Annotated in this window: 13 protein-coding genes; 9 read left to right on the forward strand and 4 right to left on the reverse strand. The window is 45.7% G+C overall.

All coding sequences use genetic code 11. The annotated features are described in order from the left end of the window. Positions 1-82: 82 nt before the first annotated feature. From addB to Q9R23_RS00445, 9 genes are all read left to right on the forward strand, one after another. Complete coding sequence (gene addB, locus Q9R23_RS00405; RefSeq protein ID WP_311246239.1) at positions 83-3,514, forward strand: helicase-exonuclease AddAB subunit AddB; 3,432 nt, start codon at positions 83-85, stop codon at positions 3,512-3,514. Beyond that, positions 3,511-7,062 (forward strand): helicase-exonuclease AddAB subunit AddA, encoded by a 3,552-nt coding sequence (addA, locus tag Q9R23_RS00410; protein ID WP_311246240.1) that lies wholly within the window; start codon positions 3,511-3,513, stop codon positions 7,060-7,062. Before addB ends, addA begins: the two co-directional genes overlap by 4 nt. A gap of 198 nt (positions 7,063-7,260) precedes the next feature. After that, the gene (locus Q9R23_RS00415) at positions 7,261-7,638 is read left to right on the forward strand and encodes a response regulator (protein WP_035409361.1); all 378 of its coding nucleotides are present in this window, start codon (positions 7,261-7,263) and stop codon (positions 7,636-7,638) included. Beyond that, on the forward strand, positions 7,619-10,162 hold the full coding sequence (locus Q9R23_RS00420) for a sensor histidine kinase (RefSeq protein ID WP_214856725.1): 2,544 nt from the start codon (positions 7,619-7,621) through the stop codon (positions 10,160-10,162). Before Q9R23_RS00415 ends, Q9R23_RS00420 begins: the two co-directional genes overlap by 20 nt. An 84-nt stretch (positions 10,163-10,246) precedes the next feature. After that, entirely contained in the window at positions 10,247-10,627 is a 381-nt protein-coding gene (locus Q9R23_RS00425) for a DUF1516 family protein (RefSeq protein WP_214856724.1), read from the forward strand. Positions 10,628-10,766: 139 nt separating this feature from the next. Next, entirely contained in the window at positions 10,767-11,765 is a 999-nt protein-coding gene (locus Q9R23_RS00430; RefSeq protein WP_214856723.1) for a class I SAM-dependent methyltransferase, read from the forward strand. A gap of 106 nt (positions 11,766-11,871) precedes the next feature. Continuing rightward, the gene (locus Q9R23_RS00435) at positions 11,872-13,362 is read left to right on the forward strand and encodes a phytoene desaturase family protein (protein WP_214856722.1); all 1,491 of its coding nucleotides are present in this window, start codon (positions 11,872-11,874) and stop codon (positions 13,360-13,362) included. Further along, a complete protein-coding gene (locus Q9R23_RS00440) occupies positions 13,359-14,840 on the forward strand; it encodes a phytoene desaturase family protein (RefSeq protein WP_214856720.1) in 1,482 nt (493 codons plus the stop codon). Before Q9R23_RS00435 ends, Q9R23_RS00440 begins: the two co-directional genes overlap by 4 nt. Then, positions 14,800-15,633 (forward strand): phytoene/squalene synthase family protein, encoded by an 834-nt coding sequence (locus Q9R23_RS00445; RefSeq protein ID WP_311246241.1) that lies wholly within the window; start codon positions 14,800-14,802, stop codon positions 15,631-15,633. The genes Q9R23_RS00440 and Q9R23_RS00445 overlap by 41 nt, the downstream gene beginning before the upstream one ends. Before the next feature lie 421 nt (positions 15,634-16,054). On the opposite strand, the gene Q9R23_RS00450 is transcribed toward Q9R23_RS00445, so the two are convergent. The 4 genes from Q9R23_RS00450 to Q9R23_RS00465 are packed head-to-tail and all read right to left on the reverse strand — an operon-like array spanning position 16,055 to position 20,041. Next, positions 16,055-17,527, reverse strand: coding sequence for a phytoene desaturase family protein (locus tag Q9R23_RS00450; protein WP_035409346.1), 1,473 nt, complete (start codon positions 17,525-17,527; stop codon positions 16,055-16,057). Between the two features lie 15 nt (positions 17,528-17,542). Further along, positions 17,543-18,619, reverse strand: a complete 1,077-nt coding sequence (locus tag Q9R23_RS00455) for a glycosyltransferase family 2 protein (RefSeq protein ID WP_214856718.1) — start codon at positions 18,617-18,619, stop codon at positions 17,543-17,545. Further along, positions 18,616-19,317, reverse strand: a complete 702-nt coding sequence (locus tag Q9R23_RS00460) for a lysophospholipid acyltransferase family protein (protein WP_251138018.1) — start codon at positions 19,315-19,317, stop codon at positions 18,616-18,618. The genes Q9R23_RS00455 and Q9R23_RS00460 overlap by 4 nt, the downstream gene beginning before the upstream one ends. Beyond that, on the reverse strand, positions 19,286-20,041 hold the full coding sequence (locus Q9R23_RS00465) for a carotenoid biosynthesis protein (protein ID WP_290755092.1): 756 nt from the start codon (positions 20,039-20,041) through the stop codon (positions 19,286-19,288). Before Q9R23_RS00465 ends, Q9R23_RS00460 begins: the two co-directional genes overlap by 32 nt. Positions 20,042-20,155: the final 114 nt, after the last annotated feature.

Consider the following 20,155-nt stretch of genomic DNA (forward strand, 5'->3'; position numbering starts at 1 on the left):
AAAGACATGCGTCGAAAACAGTACATTTGTTCTTATTTGTGCGATAATAATGATACATAAAAAGGTAGAGGAGGTTTTCTTGATGAACCAGATGCACATTGGTCGTGCTGGTAGTGGGAAAACGACACAATTGATTGAGCGCGTCGTACAAGAACTCGAGCAACGACCACTAGGCGAGAAGATGTATTTCATCGTTCCGGATCAGATGTCATTTGAAATGGAGCGTCGGATTGCGACAGATGAACGGATAGCAGGTCTTGTTCGTCTCGAAGTCATGAGTTTACGGCGCTTTGCGTTTCATATTTTACGCGATTACGGAAATCAAGCAATTCCATTTCTCGATGAGACAGGAACACAATTATTACTCCGACAGGTCGTCGAGGAATCAGAAGACGAGTTAAAGATTTTTAAGCGTACGAAAAATATGCCAGGATTTTTCCAAGGACTTGATGAACTCATCGCGTCGTTTAAACGCTCATTGATCGAGCCGGATATGTTGCGTCAAGTGAGTGATCGGTCTCTCGAACGGTCACCAAAATTGAACGACCTTGCGTTGATTTATGAGCGCTTTGCGGAACGAATCGTCGATAAGGCACTCCATGCGGATGATTATTATACGACGTTACTTGAGTTGCTTCCAAAAGCGCGACTGGATCAAGCGACGATCATCGTCGACGGATTTTATGAGTTTTCGCTTCAGGAACAACAAGTACTGCTTGCCTTGATGCAACAAGTGGCTGAAATGCATATTAGTTTTACAATGGACGCGGCGGATCCTTATGCAAAACAAACGTCTTTTGGTGTGTCCCAGCGTTGCTACATGCAATTGATCGGGCAAATGCAGGAGCTGTCGATTCCATACGAAGAAATCTTGTATGATCAACCAATCAAGTTTCAATCAGAAGGGCTACGACATTTGGAGCAGGCCTTGTTGAAGCCGGGATATCCTCCTGTCGATCATGATATTGACGGCTTTCAGATGACAGCTGCAGTCAACCGGCAAGTTGAAGCAGAATCAGCCGTGCGGAAAGCGATTCAACTCGTTCGCCAAAAAGGGTATCGATTTCATGAGATGGCATTCGTCGTGCGACATCTAGAGCCGTATGCGGATCACTTGGAACGAGCCTTCCGCATGTATGATGTTCCGTATTTCTTGGATCAACGTGAGTCGATGATCCATCATCCGCTCGTTGACTTGATTCAATCTGCTTTAGACATCGTGACATCAGGTTATCGGGAAGAAACGGTCTTTCGTTTACTGAAGACGGAGCTCTTACCGATTCCGGCAGAAGATGCGCGTCTAGCGCTCGATCGTTTCGAGACGTTCGTGCTCGAACGCGGCATCAAAGGGTCAATGTGGCAACAACCGTGGCAATTAAAGCGACGCTTAGCAGAGGAAGTTCGCTTAACGGAAGAGGAAATCGCGCAAGAAGAGGAATTGAATCATCTCCGTACGTTCGTCGTCGACTTGATTGAACCGTTACACCGTCGGTTAAAGCAGGCAAAGACGATGAGCGCGTATACGAAAGGTCTTTATCAATTCCTCGAAGAACAAAAAATTGCAGAACATTTAATGGAATGGCGCAAGCAAGCATTAGAGCAAGATCAGTTACTTGCTGCTCGGGAACATGATCAAGTGTATGAAGCGATTCTTCACCTATTCGAACAGCTAGAAGCTGCTGCACCTGAGCATACTTTATCGACGGACTTGTTCGTCCAAATGGTCGAGACAGGACTTGAGAGTCTGCGTTTTGCACTTGTCCCCCCATCGCTGGATCAAGTCATTGCGACGGATTATGTGCGTGGACGATTACAACGAGTGAAAGTCGTCTTTTTACTAGGAGCGAATGATGGTCTGATTCCGTTCGTCCAAGATCAATCGAAGTTACTGTCCGAAAATGATCATGACTTTTTACATGAACATGGTATTCCGGTTGGAAAAGCGTCCCTTGATGTGTTTGATGATGAACTATTTTATCTGTATCAAGGGATGATGGCTCCAAGTGAAGCATTATATGTCAGTTATGCGCTTGTCGATGAAGAAGGAAAGGCGTTGCAACCGGCGGCAATCACGAAACAATTGAAGCGGCAACTGTTGCTTGATCGTCCGATCAAAACACAGTTTGCGGAGGCTGGCGAACATGCACCGCAAGAACAACTCGATTTCGTGACGAGTCCCGATCGCGCGGCAGCAGCGACGGCGATTGAACTCCGCCGTTTACAACGACGTTATCCGATTCAGCCAATTTGGTTTCAAGTATATAATTCACTTCTTGAAAACGGACAAGGGCGCGAACGAATGGGTCTATTCTCAAGTGCCTTGTTCTATCAAAATCAAGCGGAAGCGTTACCGGAAGGGTTGGCGCATCGCTTATATGGCGAGTCTCTGCAAGCGAGCGTTTCGCGTTTTGAAACGTATAATGCTTGCTCGTATAAACATTTTGCTCGGTATGGACTTCGTTTACGCGAGCGAAAGCTCTATAAATTCGAAGCGCCGGACATCGGAAATCTGTTCCACGGCGCATTAAATGATTTGTCGCTCAGTATCAAAGCTTCCGGACGGCACTGGCGCGAGCTCGATAGTGAGACATGTGGAACACTTGCGAAGGAAGCTGTTGAAAAGGTGACACCAGAAATCCAGAATGCAATTTTGATGAGCTCAAGTCGATTTGGTTATATCAAGAAAAAGTTGACGGATGTCGTCGAACAGACCGCTAAGATGCTCGTCGAGCAGGCGAAGCGAACGGATTTTGAACCAGATCTATTTGAAATCAGTTTTGGGAATGCGACGTTTCCACCTTTACGCTTTACGCTACCAGACGGAACGGAAATTGAATTCACAGGACGCATTGACCGTATTGATCAGGCGATGATCGGTGACCAGTTATACGTCCGCATCATAGATTATAAGTCGAGTGCACGAGGACTGGATTTTGCAGAAATCTATTACGGACTCGCCATACAGATGTTGCTGTATTTGAAAACAGTCGTGGAACAGTCAGAGTTGCTGTATCAACAGCAGGCAAAACCTGCTGGTGCGCTGTATTTCCATGTTAAGAATCCGATGTTACGAGGCGATTTATCTGCTGATGAAGTAGAACGTAATCGACTATTACTCGAGTCCTATCAGATGCAAGGCGTCATTCTCGAGAATGATGAGGTACTGCGAGCGATGGATCATATTGCATACGATGAACGAAAAAAATCCCCACTCGTCAAAGTGACCTTCACGAAAAATGGACTGCATAAATCACAGACGAAGGGTGTTGTACAAGAGGCAGATTTATCGGCACTGATGGATCATGCGTGGGAGGCATTAAAAGACAGTAGTCAAGATATCTATGATGGGGATATTGCAATCAATCCATTCGATTATCAGGAACGGACACCGTGTAGTTTCTGCGAATATCGTTCAGTCTGTCAATTCGATGAATCACTCGGAAATCAATATCGTCCATTAAAACCGATGTCTGAAAAAGAGGTACTGGAACGATTGAAGGAGGATGAAGAATGAGCGTGCGTTGGACGGAAGAACAACAACAAGCCATTTCAGCAAGAGGAGGACATATCTTAGTCTCAGCAGCTGCTGGATCAGGGAAAACAGCTGTCCTCGTCGAACGGCTGACGCAACGATTGATCGATCCCAAAGATGAGTTGTCGGCGGATCGGATTCTTGTTGCTACCTTTACGAATGCAGCAGCGCGTGAGATGAAAACGCGAGTCATTGAGGTCATGGATCAACGTATCAAAGAGGCACCGGATGATCTGTATCTAAAAAAGCAACGTCAATTAATGAACCGGGCACAAATTACGACGATCCATTCATTCTGTCTATCGATTCTACGCGAGAATTATTACCGGATCGGTTTGGATCCGGCGTTTCGGATTGCTGACGAATCTGAACTGTTATTACTGCAAGATGATGTCTTAGAAGCGGTCTTTGAGTCGTTCTATGCCTCTGAGGATCCGGGATTCTATGATTTGATCGATAGTTATACATCAGACCGGGACGATCAAGCGATGCTTTCGCTGATTTCAAATCTCTACCGTTTTTCTCGATCTTTACCTGATCCGGAAGCGTTTTATGCGCATTTAATCAATCAGTACGATCAACCAATCGATCCGGATGAGTCTCCGCTCATGCAACGATTGGTCGAACTGGAATGGGAGACGTTGTCGAATCTATTAGGACGTTATCGAGAACTTGCTTTTGAATTGGAACAGTCCGGATATACGGAAATGGGACAGATGATGCGACAGGATATCGCTCCTTTTGGAGTACTTGAAACGTCAGTACGGCAATGGTCGATGGTTGCTCTTGCGTTTCAAGCAGTAGAATTCGGTCGTTGGAAAAGTCCGCGCGGGGATGAAGGCATCAAACCGTTCCAGACAGAGCGGACACGACTCGTTGCAGAATTCAAGAAAATGAAAGAACTGTTTGTCCAAAAAACAGGTGTTGATTACTTGGAAGATTTACGATCACAGCTCCGACATGTAGAAACGATTGTTACACTCGTGCGTCAATTCGCAAGCGATTATCTCGAAGCGAAACAACAACGTGGAATCGTTGATTTTTCGGATCTTGAACATTTTGCATTAGAGATCTTGACGGAAGAGGGACAACCGTCGGATGTGGCAAAACTTCTAAAGGAACGCTTCGTTGAGGTACTGGTCGACGAATACCAAGATACGAATGAAGTCCAGGAACGCATCATTCAACTGGTTTCGAAAACGGACGAGGCTACAGGGAATCTATTCATGGTCGGTGATGTCAAACAGTCCATTTACAAATTTCGACATGCAGAACCAGGATTGTTCCTGGAGAAATTCAAACGATTCCATCAGACCGACGTCGGAACACGCATCGATCTAACAAAGAACTTCCGCAGTCGCCTCGAGGTGTTGGATGGAACGAATCAAATCTTCCGCCAAGTCATGGATGAGACAGTCGGAGAAATTGATTACGATGAAGCGGCGCACCTTCGACTCGGTAATTTAAGTTATTTAGAATCAGAGCAAGTCGACCCTGAATTACTCTTGATTGATCCGCTTGATAGTGAAAAAGAAGAAGTTGAAGCACGAGCGATTGCAACACGAATTCTAGAACTCGTCGACTCTAAACATCCACATCTGATTTACGATGCGAAATCGAACCGATTCCGGACATGCGAATACCGTGACATCGTCGTCTTGGCCCGTTCGCGCGGCAAGCGTGTTCAGGCACTCGTTGAAGTACTCGAACAGTATGAGATTCCGGTCTATGCAGATACGACGGGCGGATATTTCCAAGCGACGGAAATTCAAATCATGATGGCGTTACTCAAGACAATCGATAATCCACTTCAAGATATCCCGTTCGCCAGTCTGTTACGATCGCCGATTTTCGGTGTGGCGGATCGTGATCTAGGGCGGATTCGAGCAAAACAAAAAGAAGGAAGCTTTTATGAGGCGGCACTCGCGATGGCGACAGAGGAATCAGCACTTGGTATTCGAATAGACGAGATCATCCGTCAGATTCAAGCATGGCGAACCGAAGCACGTGGGAGTGCGCTTCCTGCCTTCATTCGATCATTGTTTGATCAGACTGGCTATTTTGAGTATGTCGGCTGTCTCGCTGGAGGCAGAAGTCGTCAAGCTAACTTAAATGCCTTATATGAGCGGGCAAAGCAATACGAGACGTCCGGTTATCGAGGGCTATATCGTTTTCTACGCCTGATCAATCGGTTGATCGAACGAGGAGAAGACTTCGCAGAAGCCCGTTCGCTTGGAGAAGACGAGGACGTCGTTCGAATCATGACGATCCACCAATCAAAAGGACTCGAGTTCCCCGTGACGATTATCAGCCAATTGACGAAACAATTCAACAAACAGGATCAAATGCAGGCCATCCAGTTGCATAAGACGTATGGCATTGCTCTAGACGCCATTGATCCGATTCGTCGTTTGCGATCTGGAACGCTATTGAAGGAAGTCATCCGTCGGGAAATGGATCGCGAGATGAAGGCAGAAGAGATGCGCGTCTTGTATGTTGCGATGACTCGAGCGAAGGAAAAGTTGATTCTCGTCGGGACAGTCAAGGATTTAGAAGATCAAATGGTGGCCTGGCAGATGACGCCACTCGATGAAGTCTTACTACCTGAAAATGACCGGCGCCAAGCGAAGAGTTATGCGGAATGGGTCGTTCCGGCAGTCTTACGCAGTAGTTTACTACGTCCGGATGAGACGAACTGGTCGATTCGCGTGATGTCTTTAGAGGAGTTAGCACCGTATCAAGAAATCTCAACACTCGTGGAGCAACTCGAACACGTCCAAAAGCTTGAAAAAATTGATGTGCCCGTCAATACGCACGTCAAAGAAATCGTTGAAGCGGCATTTTCGTATCAGTATCCGCATCTACTCGCGACAGAAACGGCAGCGAAACAGACCGTCACGGAACTGAAGCGCGCGGAACAGTTTGAACGCGCAGCATTTGAAACGACGTATCGCCAGACGACGTATTACCGAACGCCACAATTCCTTGGACCTGTACTTAGTGGAGCGGAACGAGGAACGGTCCTACACCTAGCGATGCAATTATACAAACCGGATGCAGCGATTTCAGAACAGATCAATCAATGGGAAACAATGGAACGAATCACACCTATCGAAGCAACGACGATGCGGGAAGCAACACCACAGTTGCAAGAGTTCCTAGACTCCGAGATCGGACAATTGTTCAGCGAACGACTACGGACAAACCACGTCTATCGAGAGTTACCGTTTACGTATAAAATCGGAGCATCACGTTTTCGGAAAGACTGGACGGGTCCAGTGGATGACGCAGTCATGCAGGGAATCGTCGACTGCTTGATTCAGGATGGGGAGTCATATATCTTACTCGACTATAAATCGGATCAAATCGTTACGACGGAAGTCGGACAGACACCTGCTGATGTTTTACGTGAACGGTATGCGACTCAATTGAATCTATACCAAGAAGCATTAGAAGCTATTCTTCATATTCGAATCTCGCGGAAAGTCATTTATGCTTTTGCTTTAGGAGAAACGATTGATTTAGTTTAATTTTACGACTGAGACCTCTCTTGTCCTCCTACTTCAGGTAGAGGCGAGGGAGGTTTTAGTATAGGTCAAAAGAGGGATGAGGAATAAAGGAATAAAATCAAGGTATGGAGTGATTTCCGTTTCTTATTGTGAAAAAACTGTGTAAAATAAAGAAGATATGTCACTTTAACGATGGATAATTTTGGGGGGTTTTAATAGATGGCACGTATTTTATTAGCAGAAGATGAAGATGTCTTACGTATGTTGGTACTTGATACACTAGAAGATGAAGGATATACGATTGATGAAGCGACGGACGGAGACGAAGCATATCAAAAAATCATGAACACGGAATATGACCTCGTTCTGTTGGATTACATGATGCCTGGGATGACAGGAATCGAAGTCATCGAAAAAGTTCGACAACATCCAGATAAGCAACACTTGAAAATTATGATGTTGACCGCTAAAAGTCAACAATCTGATCGAGAGCGCGCGGAAGAAATCGGTGCAAACTACTTCTTTTCGAAACCCTTTAGTCCTCTTGAGTTGATTGATGTAGTAGGAGGAATATTGAGTGATCACCAAGTGGATTAATCGAAAAATCGGACGCCAACTTATGGCATCCTTTTATGTCGTATTAGCTACATTGATGATTTCATCATTGATCGTCTACAACTACACGGACACGAAATTGCAAGCGACACGGGCGAAATTAGAAGACATCCGAGATCGTAGTGCACGCGCAGGGGCTCTATGGGAAGAATGGCAGGATGTTCAATTCAACATGCGTGGCTATGCCTTGATGGGAAATGAAGAATTGTATACCCAAGTCATGGCTCAACAAGATAAGATTGCTCAGCAAACGGATTGGTTCGAAAAAAATGCAATCTACGATCAAGGAAAGGCATTCGCCCAGTCCTCGAGAGAACTATATCAATACTATTTCGATGCAATCTTGCCGCTTGTTCAATCCTATGTCAAAACGAAAGAGTCAGGAGATATTACAGAATCCTTCTTGAAAGGAACGACGCTAGCTGAATTGCCACTCGGTCAGAAGTTGATAACTGAAGGAAAGATTCAGTTAGATAGTCAAGGAAACATCGATGTATTATCAGAGATTAATAAAAGTGAACTGGCACTCGGCGGTTATCGTGAATTTTTGGAAGATTGGGCACAACGGACAAGTGATCAATTGGAGCAGGAAATCCGAACGACGCAACTGATTTGGTTAGCGAATATCGTCGTTTTGATCGCTGTTTTGATCTTCTTCATCTATCCATTCATTCGTCGCATCACGATTGAATTACTGTCTCTCGTTAAGAACAGTCAACGGCTTGCGAATGGTGAAGATGTTTTAAGCGTCAAAGTACCGAATCGTAAAGATGAGATTGGTATTTTAGCACTATCGTTTAATCAGATGGCAAGTTCGATTTCTGAGAATAAACAGCATCTATTGGCAAAAAATGAAGAGTTGCAAGCCCAGCAGGAAGAATTACAAGCGCAGCAAGAAGAATTGCAAGCACAACAACAGGAACTTGAAGAAGCATTGGAACTGACGATGCGCAATGAACAACACCTTCAGTACCGGAATGATCTGACAGAGACGCTCGCGGCACGTGAATCGTTGACCGCTTATCCGGAAATCATCGAGAAGCTCGTCACGATCACGGATTCTGAAATTGGTGCATTAGTATTCGTCGATGAGGAAGAGAGTTATTCCGTCGTCACCTATGGTATGACGGATGAACTGGCAGAGCGGTTACTTCAAAACGATGCGTCACTGTTAAAACGAGCAGAATCACTCAAGACACCAGTTCACTCTTCTAAACAAGTCGCGAGCAATCATCCGTTACCGTACCCGTACTATATGTATGAAACGGCTGTGCCGATTCTCGATCCAACCGCAGATGATATCATCGCGTATATCTATCTGGTCCGTTACCGCGATCAGTTTACGAATGAACAGATGCGGGATGTCATGTCCTTCTCTCGTCAATTGTCGTTATCCCTTCTCCGGATGCGTTTGTTTGACGAGATGACGAGAGAAAAAACGAAAACGGAACGGATTCTCGATTCGATTCGTGAAGCGGTCATCTATCTTGAGCCAGGGAAAGAAGAGGTTTTCGTCAATCGACCGCTGTACGATCTATTCCCGGAATTACGATATGGTGTCCAGGCGGAACAAGAAACACTTCAAACATGCTTAGAAGTCATTCAATCCGTCGTCGATGAACCGGAAAACTTCAGTCGATATGTTGATTCAGTTCTTCGTGGAGAGTTACCGACAGAGAGTCTACAGTTCTCGATTAGAAACGAAACGGTATTCATTCAATTTTATGTCGAGGTGATTCACATTCATCAGGTGCATAAAGGAACGATGCTTGTCATGCGGGATGTGACGAAAGAAACCGAAATGGATCGTTTGAAATCAGAACTCGTTTCGACTGTATCTCATGAACTTCGAACACCGCTTTCTTCGATTTATGGTTTTACAGAGCTCATGCTCAATCGAGATATTGAAGAATCGCGCCAAGATCGATACTTACGGACGATCCATTCCGAAACGGAACGTCTTGCGAATCTCGTCAACGATTTCTTAGACGTCCAGCGCATGGAGTCAGGTACACAATCGTACAAAAAGACATCTGTGAACATTCATGCGATTGCTGAAGAAACGACACACTTTTATGCGGCTTCGACACAAGCCCACCGGATTACGTTCCGTCACGAAGGAAATCAGTTGCCTGTCATTGAAGCAGATGAAGAAAAAATCAGACAGTTACTCAATAATTTATTGAATAATGCGGTGAAATACTCACCATCTGGTGGTGCGATTGATGTCGTACTCACGACATCACGTGATCAAGTCATTCTTCAAGTTCGGGATGAGGGAATCGGGATTCCGAAACAATCACTCAGTCGTCTATTCGAAAAGTTTTACCGCGTCGATAACTCGGATAGTCGGAAAATTGGTGGTACGGGCCTTGGTCTAGCCATCTGTAAAGAAATCGTCACCGGTCATGGGGGAGAAATTCATGTGGAATCGGTCGTAAGGGAAGGGAGTCTTTTCACTGTCAAATTCCCACTCGTTCAGTCCACACATGTGACAATCTCCTGAAAAAATCATATAGCAACAAAATAACACTAGGTGTTCGTACGGAAATCAGATACGATGAAATAGGAAAAGAAAGGAGGAAATGAAATGCCAATCACAGCATTCGTTCACACACACGTCTTACTTTGGGTACTTTTATTGGTTACGTTCTTCGTCGCGTTTTCGATGTACAAGAACAATAAGAAAGCCGCAAAAGGCATTCATATGGCGTTCCGTCTTCTGCTTTTATTGACGTTCGCGACAGGTCTTTACCTGTACATTAAAATCATGGGGGTGTCTGAAAATCCAGATCCTCTCTACCATGCGAAGATCACAGCAGGTCTTTTGACGCTCATCTTCGGAGAATTGACACTCGTTCGTGTCAAAAAAGGAAAAGCCTATTCCGGTTTCGTCATCGGATTCATCGTGCTTGTCCTTGTGACAATATTCCTTGGTTATTCTCTTCCATACGGTATGAAGTTTTTCTAATTTCATGCGAAATCAAAGAGTCCTTTTCGACCTTTTGGGTTGAAAGGACTCTTTTTGTCGTGTCTGCTAGTAATTTTTGTTTACAAGTGGTTGTTATTTGGGAAAAGGGATGTATTACACAGTAGAGAGGGGAACGCTTGTGGCACAGTTGAAGGAATGGACGAAGGTCTTCCGGGCACGGAAATGGATGAAACGCGCAGAACCGGTGTTACCACTCTGGCATGGATACATCGGTTATAAATATGGATTATTCGATGCTCTTCAATCGGGAGCGACGCAGGCGGAAGCGCAACTACGGATGCGACGTCCGCTGACACAGGAAGCGTTATCCCGCTGGTTTGAGGTTGGCGTAGCTGTCGGTCATTTAAAGAAAAAAGATTTACGTTACACGGCGACGCGTCATGTATTGCCAGAACTTTCTCAATCAGACGATCGTAGTATCGGTTTTATGTTATCTGAGATGATGGAGCTACATTTACCCGCCTTGTTCTCTTATCCACAATTCCTAGAAGAGGGGCAACAGAAAGTCTTTAATGGAGAAGAACATGGCGACATCGTTGCCGAAACGTCGGCACTTGTCGAGACCGTTGCTTTCTCAGCTGTACGTCATATCATTCGGAGTCGCAATCTGACATCACTGCTTGATATCGGCTGTGCCTATGGCGGTTATCTTCGCAAAATTCATGAAGCGTTACCTGAATTGCGGCTCGCTGGAATCGATATCGAAGAGTCGGTCATCGCCGAAGCGAGACGACGAGATACGAGTGGAGAGATTGACTTCGTCGTCGGAGACATCAAAACGTTTGACGTAAAAGAAACGTATGATGGTGTCATGATGAATAATATTTTGTATTACTTCCCACAACCGGAACGTCTTGCTTTACTAAAAGGGGTACGCCGTTTCGTCAAAGATGATGGAACAGTCATTCTCGTCACTCCACTTCGTGACAGTTCACATGGTGCACCGTTCTCAGCAGCATTCAATGCCTTTATGACGTTGCATGAGAATTTGTATCCATTACCAAGTCAGGAAGAATTGAAAGAAGATTTATCGAAAGCTGGGTTTGGAAATATTTCGATCACACCATTCTTAAAAGAAGGTGCTTGGTATATCGTGACTGCAAACGCCACTTCCTAAGCGAAGTCTGGCGTTTTTACAGTTGGAAGACAGTTCAAATTTGTCGCTCTTACTATGTGCTTAGTATAATAGTTGAAACGATGAGAGATAAAAAGGAGAGATTTGGGTGAAGCGACGCGTAGCAGTGATAGGAGCCGGACCAGGGGGACTTGCATGTGCCTTGTTATTAGCAGGAAAAGGAGTAGACGTCACCGTTTATGAAAAACAGACGCAAGTCGGTGGACGAACTTCTGCCGTCAAGCTAGGTGAATACACATTTGATCGAGGACCGACTTTTCTTAATATGCCGCATATTTTAGAAAACGTCTTTCACGAAGCTGGTCTACGGTTAGAAGATTATTTAGATCTAAAGGCACTTGATCCGATGTATACACTCTATTTCAAAGGTGGAACAGAACAGTTTACGATGACGACGGATCGGGACCGGATGAAAGAGACGATCGAGCGTCACTTTCCGGGAAATGGGGAAGGGTACGATCGATTCATGGCAGAGCAAGCGTTAAAGCTCGGTAAGTTGATGCCGATTCTACAGACACGTCATGACCGATTAACGGACTACTTGTCACCGCGTGTCTTAACAGCACTTCCGCGTCTCTCACTCGGGCGATCACTTTATGATGTCTTGTCCGACTATTTCACGAGCGAAGAACTGAAGTATGCCTTTACGTTCCAAGCGAAGTACTTAGGGATGTCGGCTTGGGAATGCCCAGGAGGTTTCTCCATCTTGTCTTACATGGAACATGCATACGGTGTCCATCATCCGATTGGTGGGATGCATCAGGTGCCACTTGCGATGCAACGTGCCCTCGAAGAACTCGGTGGAACGGTTCAGTTAGGTACAGGCATCAAGCAATTGATCTTAAACGGCAAAGTCGTCGAAGGGGTCATCCTTGAGTCAGGTCAGCATGAGTTATTTGATGAAGTCATCGTCGGTGCTGATTTCGCACATGCAATGAATCACCTTGTACCGGAAGGAGTACTGAAAAAATGGTCCCGACCAAAAATTGATCGCAAAAAATTCTCGTGTTCGACGTTTATGTTGTATCTTGGCGTCAATCGGACATTCGATGCGCCACATCACACGATTTATTTTGCGGAAGACTACGAGAAAAACGTTCGCGAGATGACGCAGACTTTAGAATTATCCGATGATTTTTCATTTTATGTTCAAAATCCATCCGTTCTTGATCCGACACTAGCACCTGAAGGAAAGTCCGCCATGTATGTGCTAGTTCCGGTTCCGAACAATTACTCGGAACTCGATTGGTCGATCGAAGGACCAAAATTACGTCGACGTGTTCTGGATACGCTTGAAACGCGTTCACCGTATCAAGGGATTGAAGCGGCAATTGAAGTCGAAGAGATGTTCACGCCGGACGATTGGGAAGCGATGGGGATCCATCAAGGAGCGACGTTTAACCTTGGGCATCAGTTGACACAGATGATGTATTTCCGACCGCATAACCAGTTTGAAGAGCTGGATCACTTGTATCTTGTAGGGGGAGGCACACACCCAGGGAGCGGCTTACCAACAATCTTCGAATCTGCGCGTATTACGGCAGAACTCGTGCTCAAAAAAGAAGGGGTGCGGATATGAAAATAGGATTCGTAGGAGCAGGCGTCGGAACACTGCATGCAGCACTTTTGCTGACAGCAAGACATCCGGGAGTCGAGATTACGATTTTTGAAAAAGAAGCGCATGTCGGTGGTCGATTACGATCCGTCGATTTTGAATCCGGTGGACGCATCGATGAAGGTCCGACAATCGTCCTGATGCCAGGTAAGTTGAAAGAGCAGTTGGCAGAAGCAGGCGTGACGGGAGTAAAACTCGAACGGGTGGATCCATTGTATGACCTTCACTTCGACGACGGGACCGTCGTTACGAAAGTATCTGATGTCGTGGACCAAGCCATTGCGATCGAACGCCAATTCGGCGAAGGTCGTGGATTTTATGAATTCATGCATCAAAAAGAAAAGGATTATAAGACGAGTGTATCGAAATTTTTAGAACGTGGTTATCGTCGGAAAACGGAGCTGTTGCATCCAGAAATGATGCGTCCATTATTACAGATGCACGCTTTAGAGACAGCGCATGATCATTTGAAGCGATACTTCAAGAGTAAATATTTGCGCATGGCATACAGTTTCCCAACATTTTATATCGGAGGAAATCCGTATACGACACCATCCATCTATGGTTTGATTCCATACCGGGAACAAGCAGAAGGTGTCTGGTATGTAAAAGGCGGTTATTTCTCACTTGCTGAACGCATGTATGACACATTAGTCGAACGAGGTGTCCGATTCGTCTTCAAGGCACCCGTTGAACGAGTCGTCGTTGACCAAGGACAGGCGAAGGAAATCGTCTTACAAGGTGGAACACATGAAGCATTCGATCAAATCGTACTAAATGGAGAGTTTCCATTAATGGAACGTCTTGTGGAAGGTAAACAACCTAAAGCATATACTCCTTCAGGCGGGACGCTATTGCTGTATTTCAAGATGAAAGGGAAAGTTGACTTACCAGTGCATCGATTTTTGATGCCGAATGACTTGGAACCACTCATGACGAACATCTTTAAAAAAGGACGATTACCTGAACATCCGGCAGTCTATCTGTTCCATCCGAGTCAGATTGATCGTAGTTTAACAGGAACGGACGATAGCGTCGTCTATTCATTAATTCCTTCTCCCCGTGGCTATGGTGTGAAAGATTATGAAAAAGTAGACTTCGTCGAGACCGTGCTCGAAAAAATCGAGCATCATCATCCGGGATTTCGGGAAAAGATACAAGAAATGAAGATTCGTACACCGAATGATGCACAGGCATTTGGACTATACGAAGGTGGCAGTTTTGGAATTGCTCCGACGATTCGTCAATCAGCTGCCTTAAAGACACAGGCAAAACCATATTCGGATATCGATCGACTATATGCCGTCGGTGCATCGGTGCATCCGTGTGGAGGAGTACCAGTCGTCATGATGGGCGCAACGATACTCGTAAACCGAATGGAACAAGAGATGGGGTGGAAACATGAATTCAGTGGCGATCCAAAACGCGTATATCAAATGTGAGGAAGTCATTCAGTCCGGATCTAAGACGTTCTATAAAGCCTTTTCACTCTTACCAAAAGCAGATCGACAAGCTGTTTATGCGATTTATACATTTTGCCGGTTCCTTGACGATACCGTCGACGAATCAGATACACCAAAAGAAAGTTTAATGGCTTTTTTGAATGAATTCAAACGATTCCGCAATGGTGAAGTACTAAATAAACCGTTATGGATTGCGTTAGCAGATGTATTTGAACGTTACGAAATGGATGAGACACCCTTTCTCGAGCTCGCGGAAGGTATGCGTTGGGACATCGAGAAAAATCGTTATCAGACGCTTGAGGAGACAGAGCAATACAGTTATTACGTAGCGAGTACTGTCGGTTTAATGTTATTGCCAATCCTTGCACCGCAACAGCCTGATCTCCGTAAATCTGCTATTGATCTTGGAATCGCGATGCAACTAACGAATATATTGCGAGACGTCGGAGAAGATGCAAAACGCGGCCGCATCTATTTGCCCCATTCATGGATGGAGACATACGGTGTCACAGCGGAGTCGTTACTCGCTGGTTGCCCTTCAGGAGACTTCATTGGTCTCTGGGAAGAGGTTGCACTTCGAGCAGAGCATCTGTATGATGCGGCGATTCCATCGTTTGATCGGTATCCGCGGGAGAGCAGACGCGCTTTAAAGGCAGCTGCCTTCTTATACCGTGGTATCCTCGATGCGGCAAGGGATAATCATTACGACGTTTTTACGAAGCGTGCGTACGTCAGCCGTTGGCAAAAGATGAAGTTGCTCGCAACGATTTAATACAAGACTATAGAAAAAAGACCTTGGCGGGGACCAAGGTCTTTTTTCTATGGTCTGAGACCGGGGAGTCTCAGATTACTTCTACACCAGAGCGAACATCTGGACTACGAGATAGGTCTATTTTGACCACGGGGATGGTCTTTTCTTTATCGAGCTATCTGTGGACCATTCGGATGAGACGATCTAAGGGGGAACGTCGTAAGTCATGCGAATGGACACACGATGAGTCGCGTGATGAAATGGGTGGGTCCCATTTGATTTCGCTGGTTAGAAAAAGTAAGTTCTTCAACGCTATTGACTCGGGGAAGTCACCTTGCGCTTGATTGAGGATGTGGGGTCAATCACTACCTCTTGAACTCGAAGTAATCGTATCAAATCTTAGTTGTCCGTACAAGTGATTGATATGCAATTCACATAACGTTCACAGGGTAGCGGCGACAGCGGAGACGATTCGTTCACTTGCTAGTTTTCCTGAAAGCGTCACCATTGGACTACCACCACCAGGATGCGTTGATCCACCAGCAAAAAACAAATTGTGAACATTCTTTGAACGGTTGCTCGGACGGAGGAAAGACGACCGGATGCCATTGGATGACAAGCCATACAACGAGCCGTGATAAGCAAAGAAGGTTTGTTCGATATCCTGTGGTGTGACCCGTTGTTCGTAGACGACATCTGATGAAATATCAATTCCAAACGACTGCAACCGTTGATTGATCAGTTGATCATACGTATCAAAATCAATCGCATGTCCAGTATCTGTCGCAGGCGCGTTGACGAGTACAAACAGATTGTCACCCGCTTGTCCCATTTCTGGGGCTGTGACGGAAGAATTGGAGATATAGATCGTCGGTTCCTCCGCATAACGTTTTTCATCAAAAAGTGCTTTGAACTCTGCTTCGTAATCTGAAGAGAAGAAGACGTTATGATGAGCCAGTCCTTCGATCCGACGTGAGAGACCGATACAACGGACATAGGCAGAAATGGACGGTTCGACTTGAGCAGGCGTCGGATTTTTAAAATCAGGTCGTGCGGTTTCTGAGATCAGGCGTGGATATTGTGTCAACAAATCACCGTTCATGACGACGAAGTCAACCGGGAGATATTCCAAGTGATTCAATTCAATTTCCGTTGCTTGTCCATCGACGACTTCGATCTGGGTCACCTCATCTCCAAGCCGGAAGACGACACCGAGTTCTTTTGCACGTCGAGCGAATCCTTCTGCGATTGCTGTATTGCCGCCATTCGTGAAGTAGACGCCGTCATTCAATTCTAAATGAGCGATTAAACTGAAGGTAGCAGGTGTTTGATACGGACTGCTCCCGATATATGTCGCATAACGATCAAGTGCCTGAATTAACTCTTTATCCTTAAAGTAGTGTTTATGCAGTCCATGGAGACTTTGAAAGGGATGCACTTTTAGCATGTCACGCCAAAGGGAAGGGCGGACATATGAATCGATATTTGTGAAAAATTGTCGTTTGGCGATCGTATGCAACTTCGCGACTTCCTCTTGGTAACCGGTAATATCGTTCTTCGCCAACTGACCGTTCGTGAAACGATCTACTTCTGTTCGCATCGCTTCGCGCCCAGACGAAAAGGTTAACGTGCGTCCGTCTGAAAAGTGATTGATCGTATGGCGCTCGAGTTTCGTAAATGTAAAGTATTCATCAGGATCCGCACCGGATTCGAGAATGACAGACTGAAAGACTTCCGGCATTGTAATCGTATTCGGTCCGAAGTCGAAGCGATGTCCTTCTGTGACGATCGGCATCATCTTGCCGCCAATATGTGCATTACGCTCGACGACAGTGACACGAAACCCTTTTGCAGCTAATGAAATGGCGGCGCTGAGTCCACCAAGACCGGCTCCGATGACAGCTATATGTTTCATACTATTGATTCCTCCTTATGAATAGGTTCGACCCTTCCATGTGATTTCCCGTTTCCTAAAGCTTCGAATCATCGCACTGGCTAGCAAGATGACATAAAGGAGTACCGCCAGTGGATGAAGCCACCAAACATGTCGAATCCGCGCTGCACCATCGATCCGTAACCGCGCCATATAGAGAAGGAATAACGCGGCACCCATCTGCCAAGAAGGATGGATGATGAGATAAGGAAGGATGCTTGCTTGAATCAAGTAAAAGAGTAGAAAGTATGATCCGACGGTGTAGGAATCGTTCATCCCACGAAAGACATTCTTTAGAAAACCTTGCCAGACCTCTTCATTCGTGGCGTACATGTCGCAAGAAACAACTGGGGCGACTTCGACAAGTGTCGTTGTCCATCCATGTCGTTTAAATGTACGACAAAGCTCTAGGTCGTCCACAAGAGCCGTTCGAATACTGTCATGTCCACCGACTTGTTCGTAAGCCTGTCGTTCGACGAGGACGACCATACCGTTCGCAGCGGCAAAAGCCGGATGTTTCACCTTGCGAAACGGAATCGGAAGATGCTGTGCGATAAGAACATGTTGTATCGGAATCAAACACTTCCCGAGAAACGTCGGTACAGGAAATGACGGAAAACCGGAAAGAAACACGGCTCGTTCTGTTCGTAACGTTCCGTATAAGCGACAGATTGCATCAGGTGTCAGTGTCACATCAGCATCGAGAAATAATAGATAGTCCTCTGTCGTTCGTCTCGCGAGTTGATGACACGCATGGACCTTTCCTGCCCAGCCTACTGGTAAGGGAAGACCATCAATCACCGTAAAACGATTGTCTTGACCAATCCGATCGAGCAATAACTCACGCGTCCGATCGGTCGAACGATCTTCATATAAGTAGACGTGCATCCCTGATGTCAAAGCTGGTTCCAGTGCGTCTAATAATTTTCGTACATTGCGCTCCTCGTTACGTAACGGGATGCAGATTGCTAGACTATCTGGTTGAACGGCATCCGTTAATCGAGGTAAAAAAGCTAAATTGACCCATGTGTAGAGACAGACAGCTAGAGCGAAGAAAAAAAAGAACCAACTCATGACCGAAGTGCCCGTAACCAGCGTTCCGTTCGCGCAGGGAGTGGTTCCCTTCGTTTTGAGATACAGCGATACAAATCAACACGCTCTGCCATCGCATCTGCTCGTATGTCGTCATATAGTGCTGTTAGCTCTACTGTCAGACGTTTTACTTGGACACTGGATCGTTCGTCAGACAATGGATAAAAGCGACGCGTCCTTACATAGACATCCGGTTGCTGTTCATGTCCGTACGAATAGTAGAAGGCGACGAGAGACACGGTATCCGCATGACGCATTAATTGCGTTGCTCCACTTGCTAAATGCATCGGTCGTTCTTCTTGATGCCGTTCCTCACCTTGAGGAAACATCCAGACGCTGCTTCCGTTTTGGAGTTGTGCTTTTGCATATTGAAGGCTTGTCTTGATATCAGAGAACGATGTCCGGTCGACAGAGAAAGCTCCGAGACGGGAGAAGAATGGAAAACGGGCGAGTCCTGCCTGGTCAATCATGACATACGGATCATGACGGAAACAGGTTTGATCTAAATGAAAGAGAATCATGCCATCCCACCAAGAACTATGCGTAGCAAGCATGAGCCCTGGGACGGGTAGATCGTCTGCGCGGTATAAAACACGATGAAAATGACGCTGAATCAAAGCATGATCGACATACGTATGAAATACGGTCTCAGCTAATTTGCTTTTGTTTGCTTCTTTCAACGATAACCCCTCGTTTCACAATGAAGTAGATGATGAATGCACTTAAGCTGATCAAAGTGACGCCATAGAGACTAGAAACTCCTGCCGTTACGCCGAATAAGGTGTGCAACATTAAAAAGAGATATTGGTTGTTTTGCTCGAGTGAGGCATCCGTCGCCTTAACTTGATAGCGACTGATAAAAAAGGAAAAGACGAGCGCCGTTCCATACCACCCGAAGAAGTTCTGTGTCGGAATATCGTAATACCAGCCACCGTCTTGCCAAAGCCAATAAGACTTCACATTAGCAGCAACAGGATCGATCGCTAAATCGAGCCAAACGGCAAACAATGGAACGAGAATCAGTGTACTATAGCGAAACGAGAACAAACGGGAGAAAGCGAGACTCGCACCCATGACCGACAACCATGCAGCCCCGATCGTAATCGGCACACCTAATAATTGCACACCAAAGTCGGATTCATAACGATATGTTCCAAACGGCCAACCGGTATGAACGCCAATCGACTCGATGATGATCGAACCAAAGAAGATGAAGGGGATGACAAGGCGTCCCTTCGGTAAGACATGCCAAAAGTAGAGGGCAGCGTATAAGCCGGAAGCGAATAAAAAAACGGCGTTGGCCCATTCGAGCCAAGGGGGTAGTATAGAAAATCCGACTAAGATCAAGCCGATGGTAAACCAAATCGAAAAGAAAATCCAAAGACGTTTATGGAACTGTTCCATGCGTGACATTCCTCCATTTCCGTGATAGCTTCTGTCATAAGTATACCCATATATCTTGAAAACGAGCGAGGGAGAAGCGGTCCAATAAAAAAAGTGGTCTAGTTTCTCGTACGA

It is taken from the genome of Exiguobacterium sp. BRG2 (assembly GCF_031844245.1).
Lineage (GTDB): Bacteria > Bacillota > Bacilli > Exiguobacteriales > Exiguobacteriaceae > Exiguobacterium_A.

Excerpts from the sequence above, each read along its gene's own strand:
- Q9R23_RS00465 (WP_290755092.1), bottom strand. The coding sequence starts at position 20,041 with ATGGAACAGTTCCATAAACGTCTTTGGATTTTCTTTTCGATTTGGTTT.
- Q9R23_RS00445 (WP_311246241.1), top strand. The coding sequence starts at position 14,800 with ATGAATTCAGTGGCGATCCAAAACGCGTATATCAAATGTGAGGAAGTC.
- addB (WP_311246239.1), top strand. The coding sequence starts at position 83 with ATGAACCAGATGCACATTGGTCGTGCTGGTAGTGGGAAAACGACACAA.
- Q9R23_RS00425 (WP_214856724.1), top strand. The coding sequence starts at position 10,247 with ATGCCAATCACAGCATTCGTTCACACACACGTCTTACTTTGGGTACTT.
- addA (WP_311246240.1), top strand. The coding sequence starts at position 3,511 with ATGAGCGTGCGTTGGACGGAAGAACAACAACAAGCCATTTCAGCAAGA.
- Q9R23_RS00440 (WP_214856720.1), top strand. The coding sequence starts at position 13,359 with ATGAAAATAGGATTCGTAGGAGCAGGCGTCGGAACACTGCATGCAGCA.
- Q9R23_RS00415 (WP_035409361.1), top strand. The coding sequence starts at position 7,261 with ATGGCACGTATTTTATTAGCAGAAGATGAAGATGTCTTACGTATGTTG.
- Q9R23_RS00450 (WP_035409346.1), bottom strand. The coding sequence starts at position 17,527 with ATGAAACATATAGCTGTCATCGGAGCCGGTCTTGGTGGACTCAGCGCC.
- Q9R23_RS00455 (WP_214856718.1), bottom strand. The coding sequence starts at position 18,619 with ATGAGTTGGTTCTTTTTTTTCTTCGCTCTAGCTGTCTGTCTCTACACA.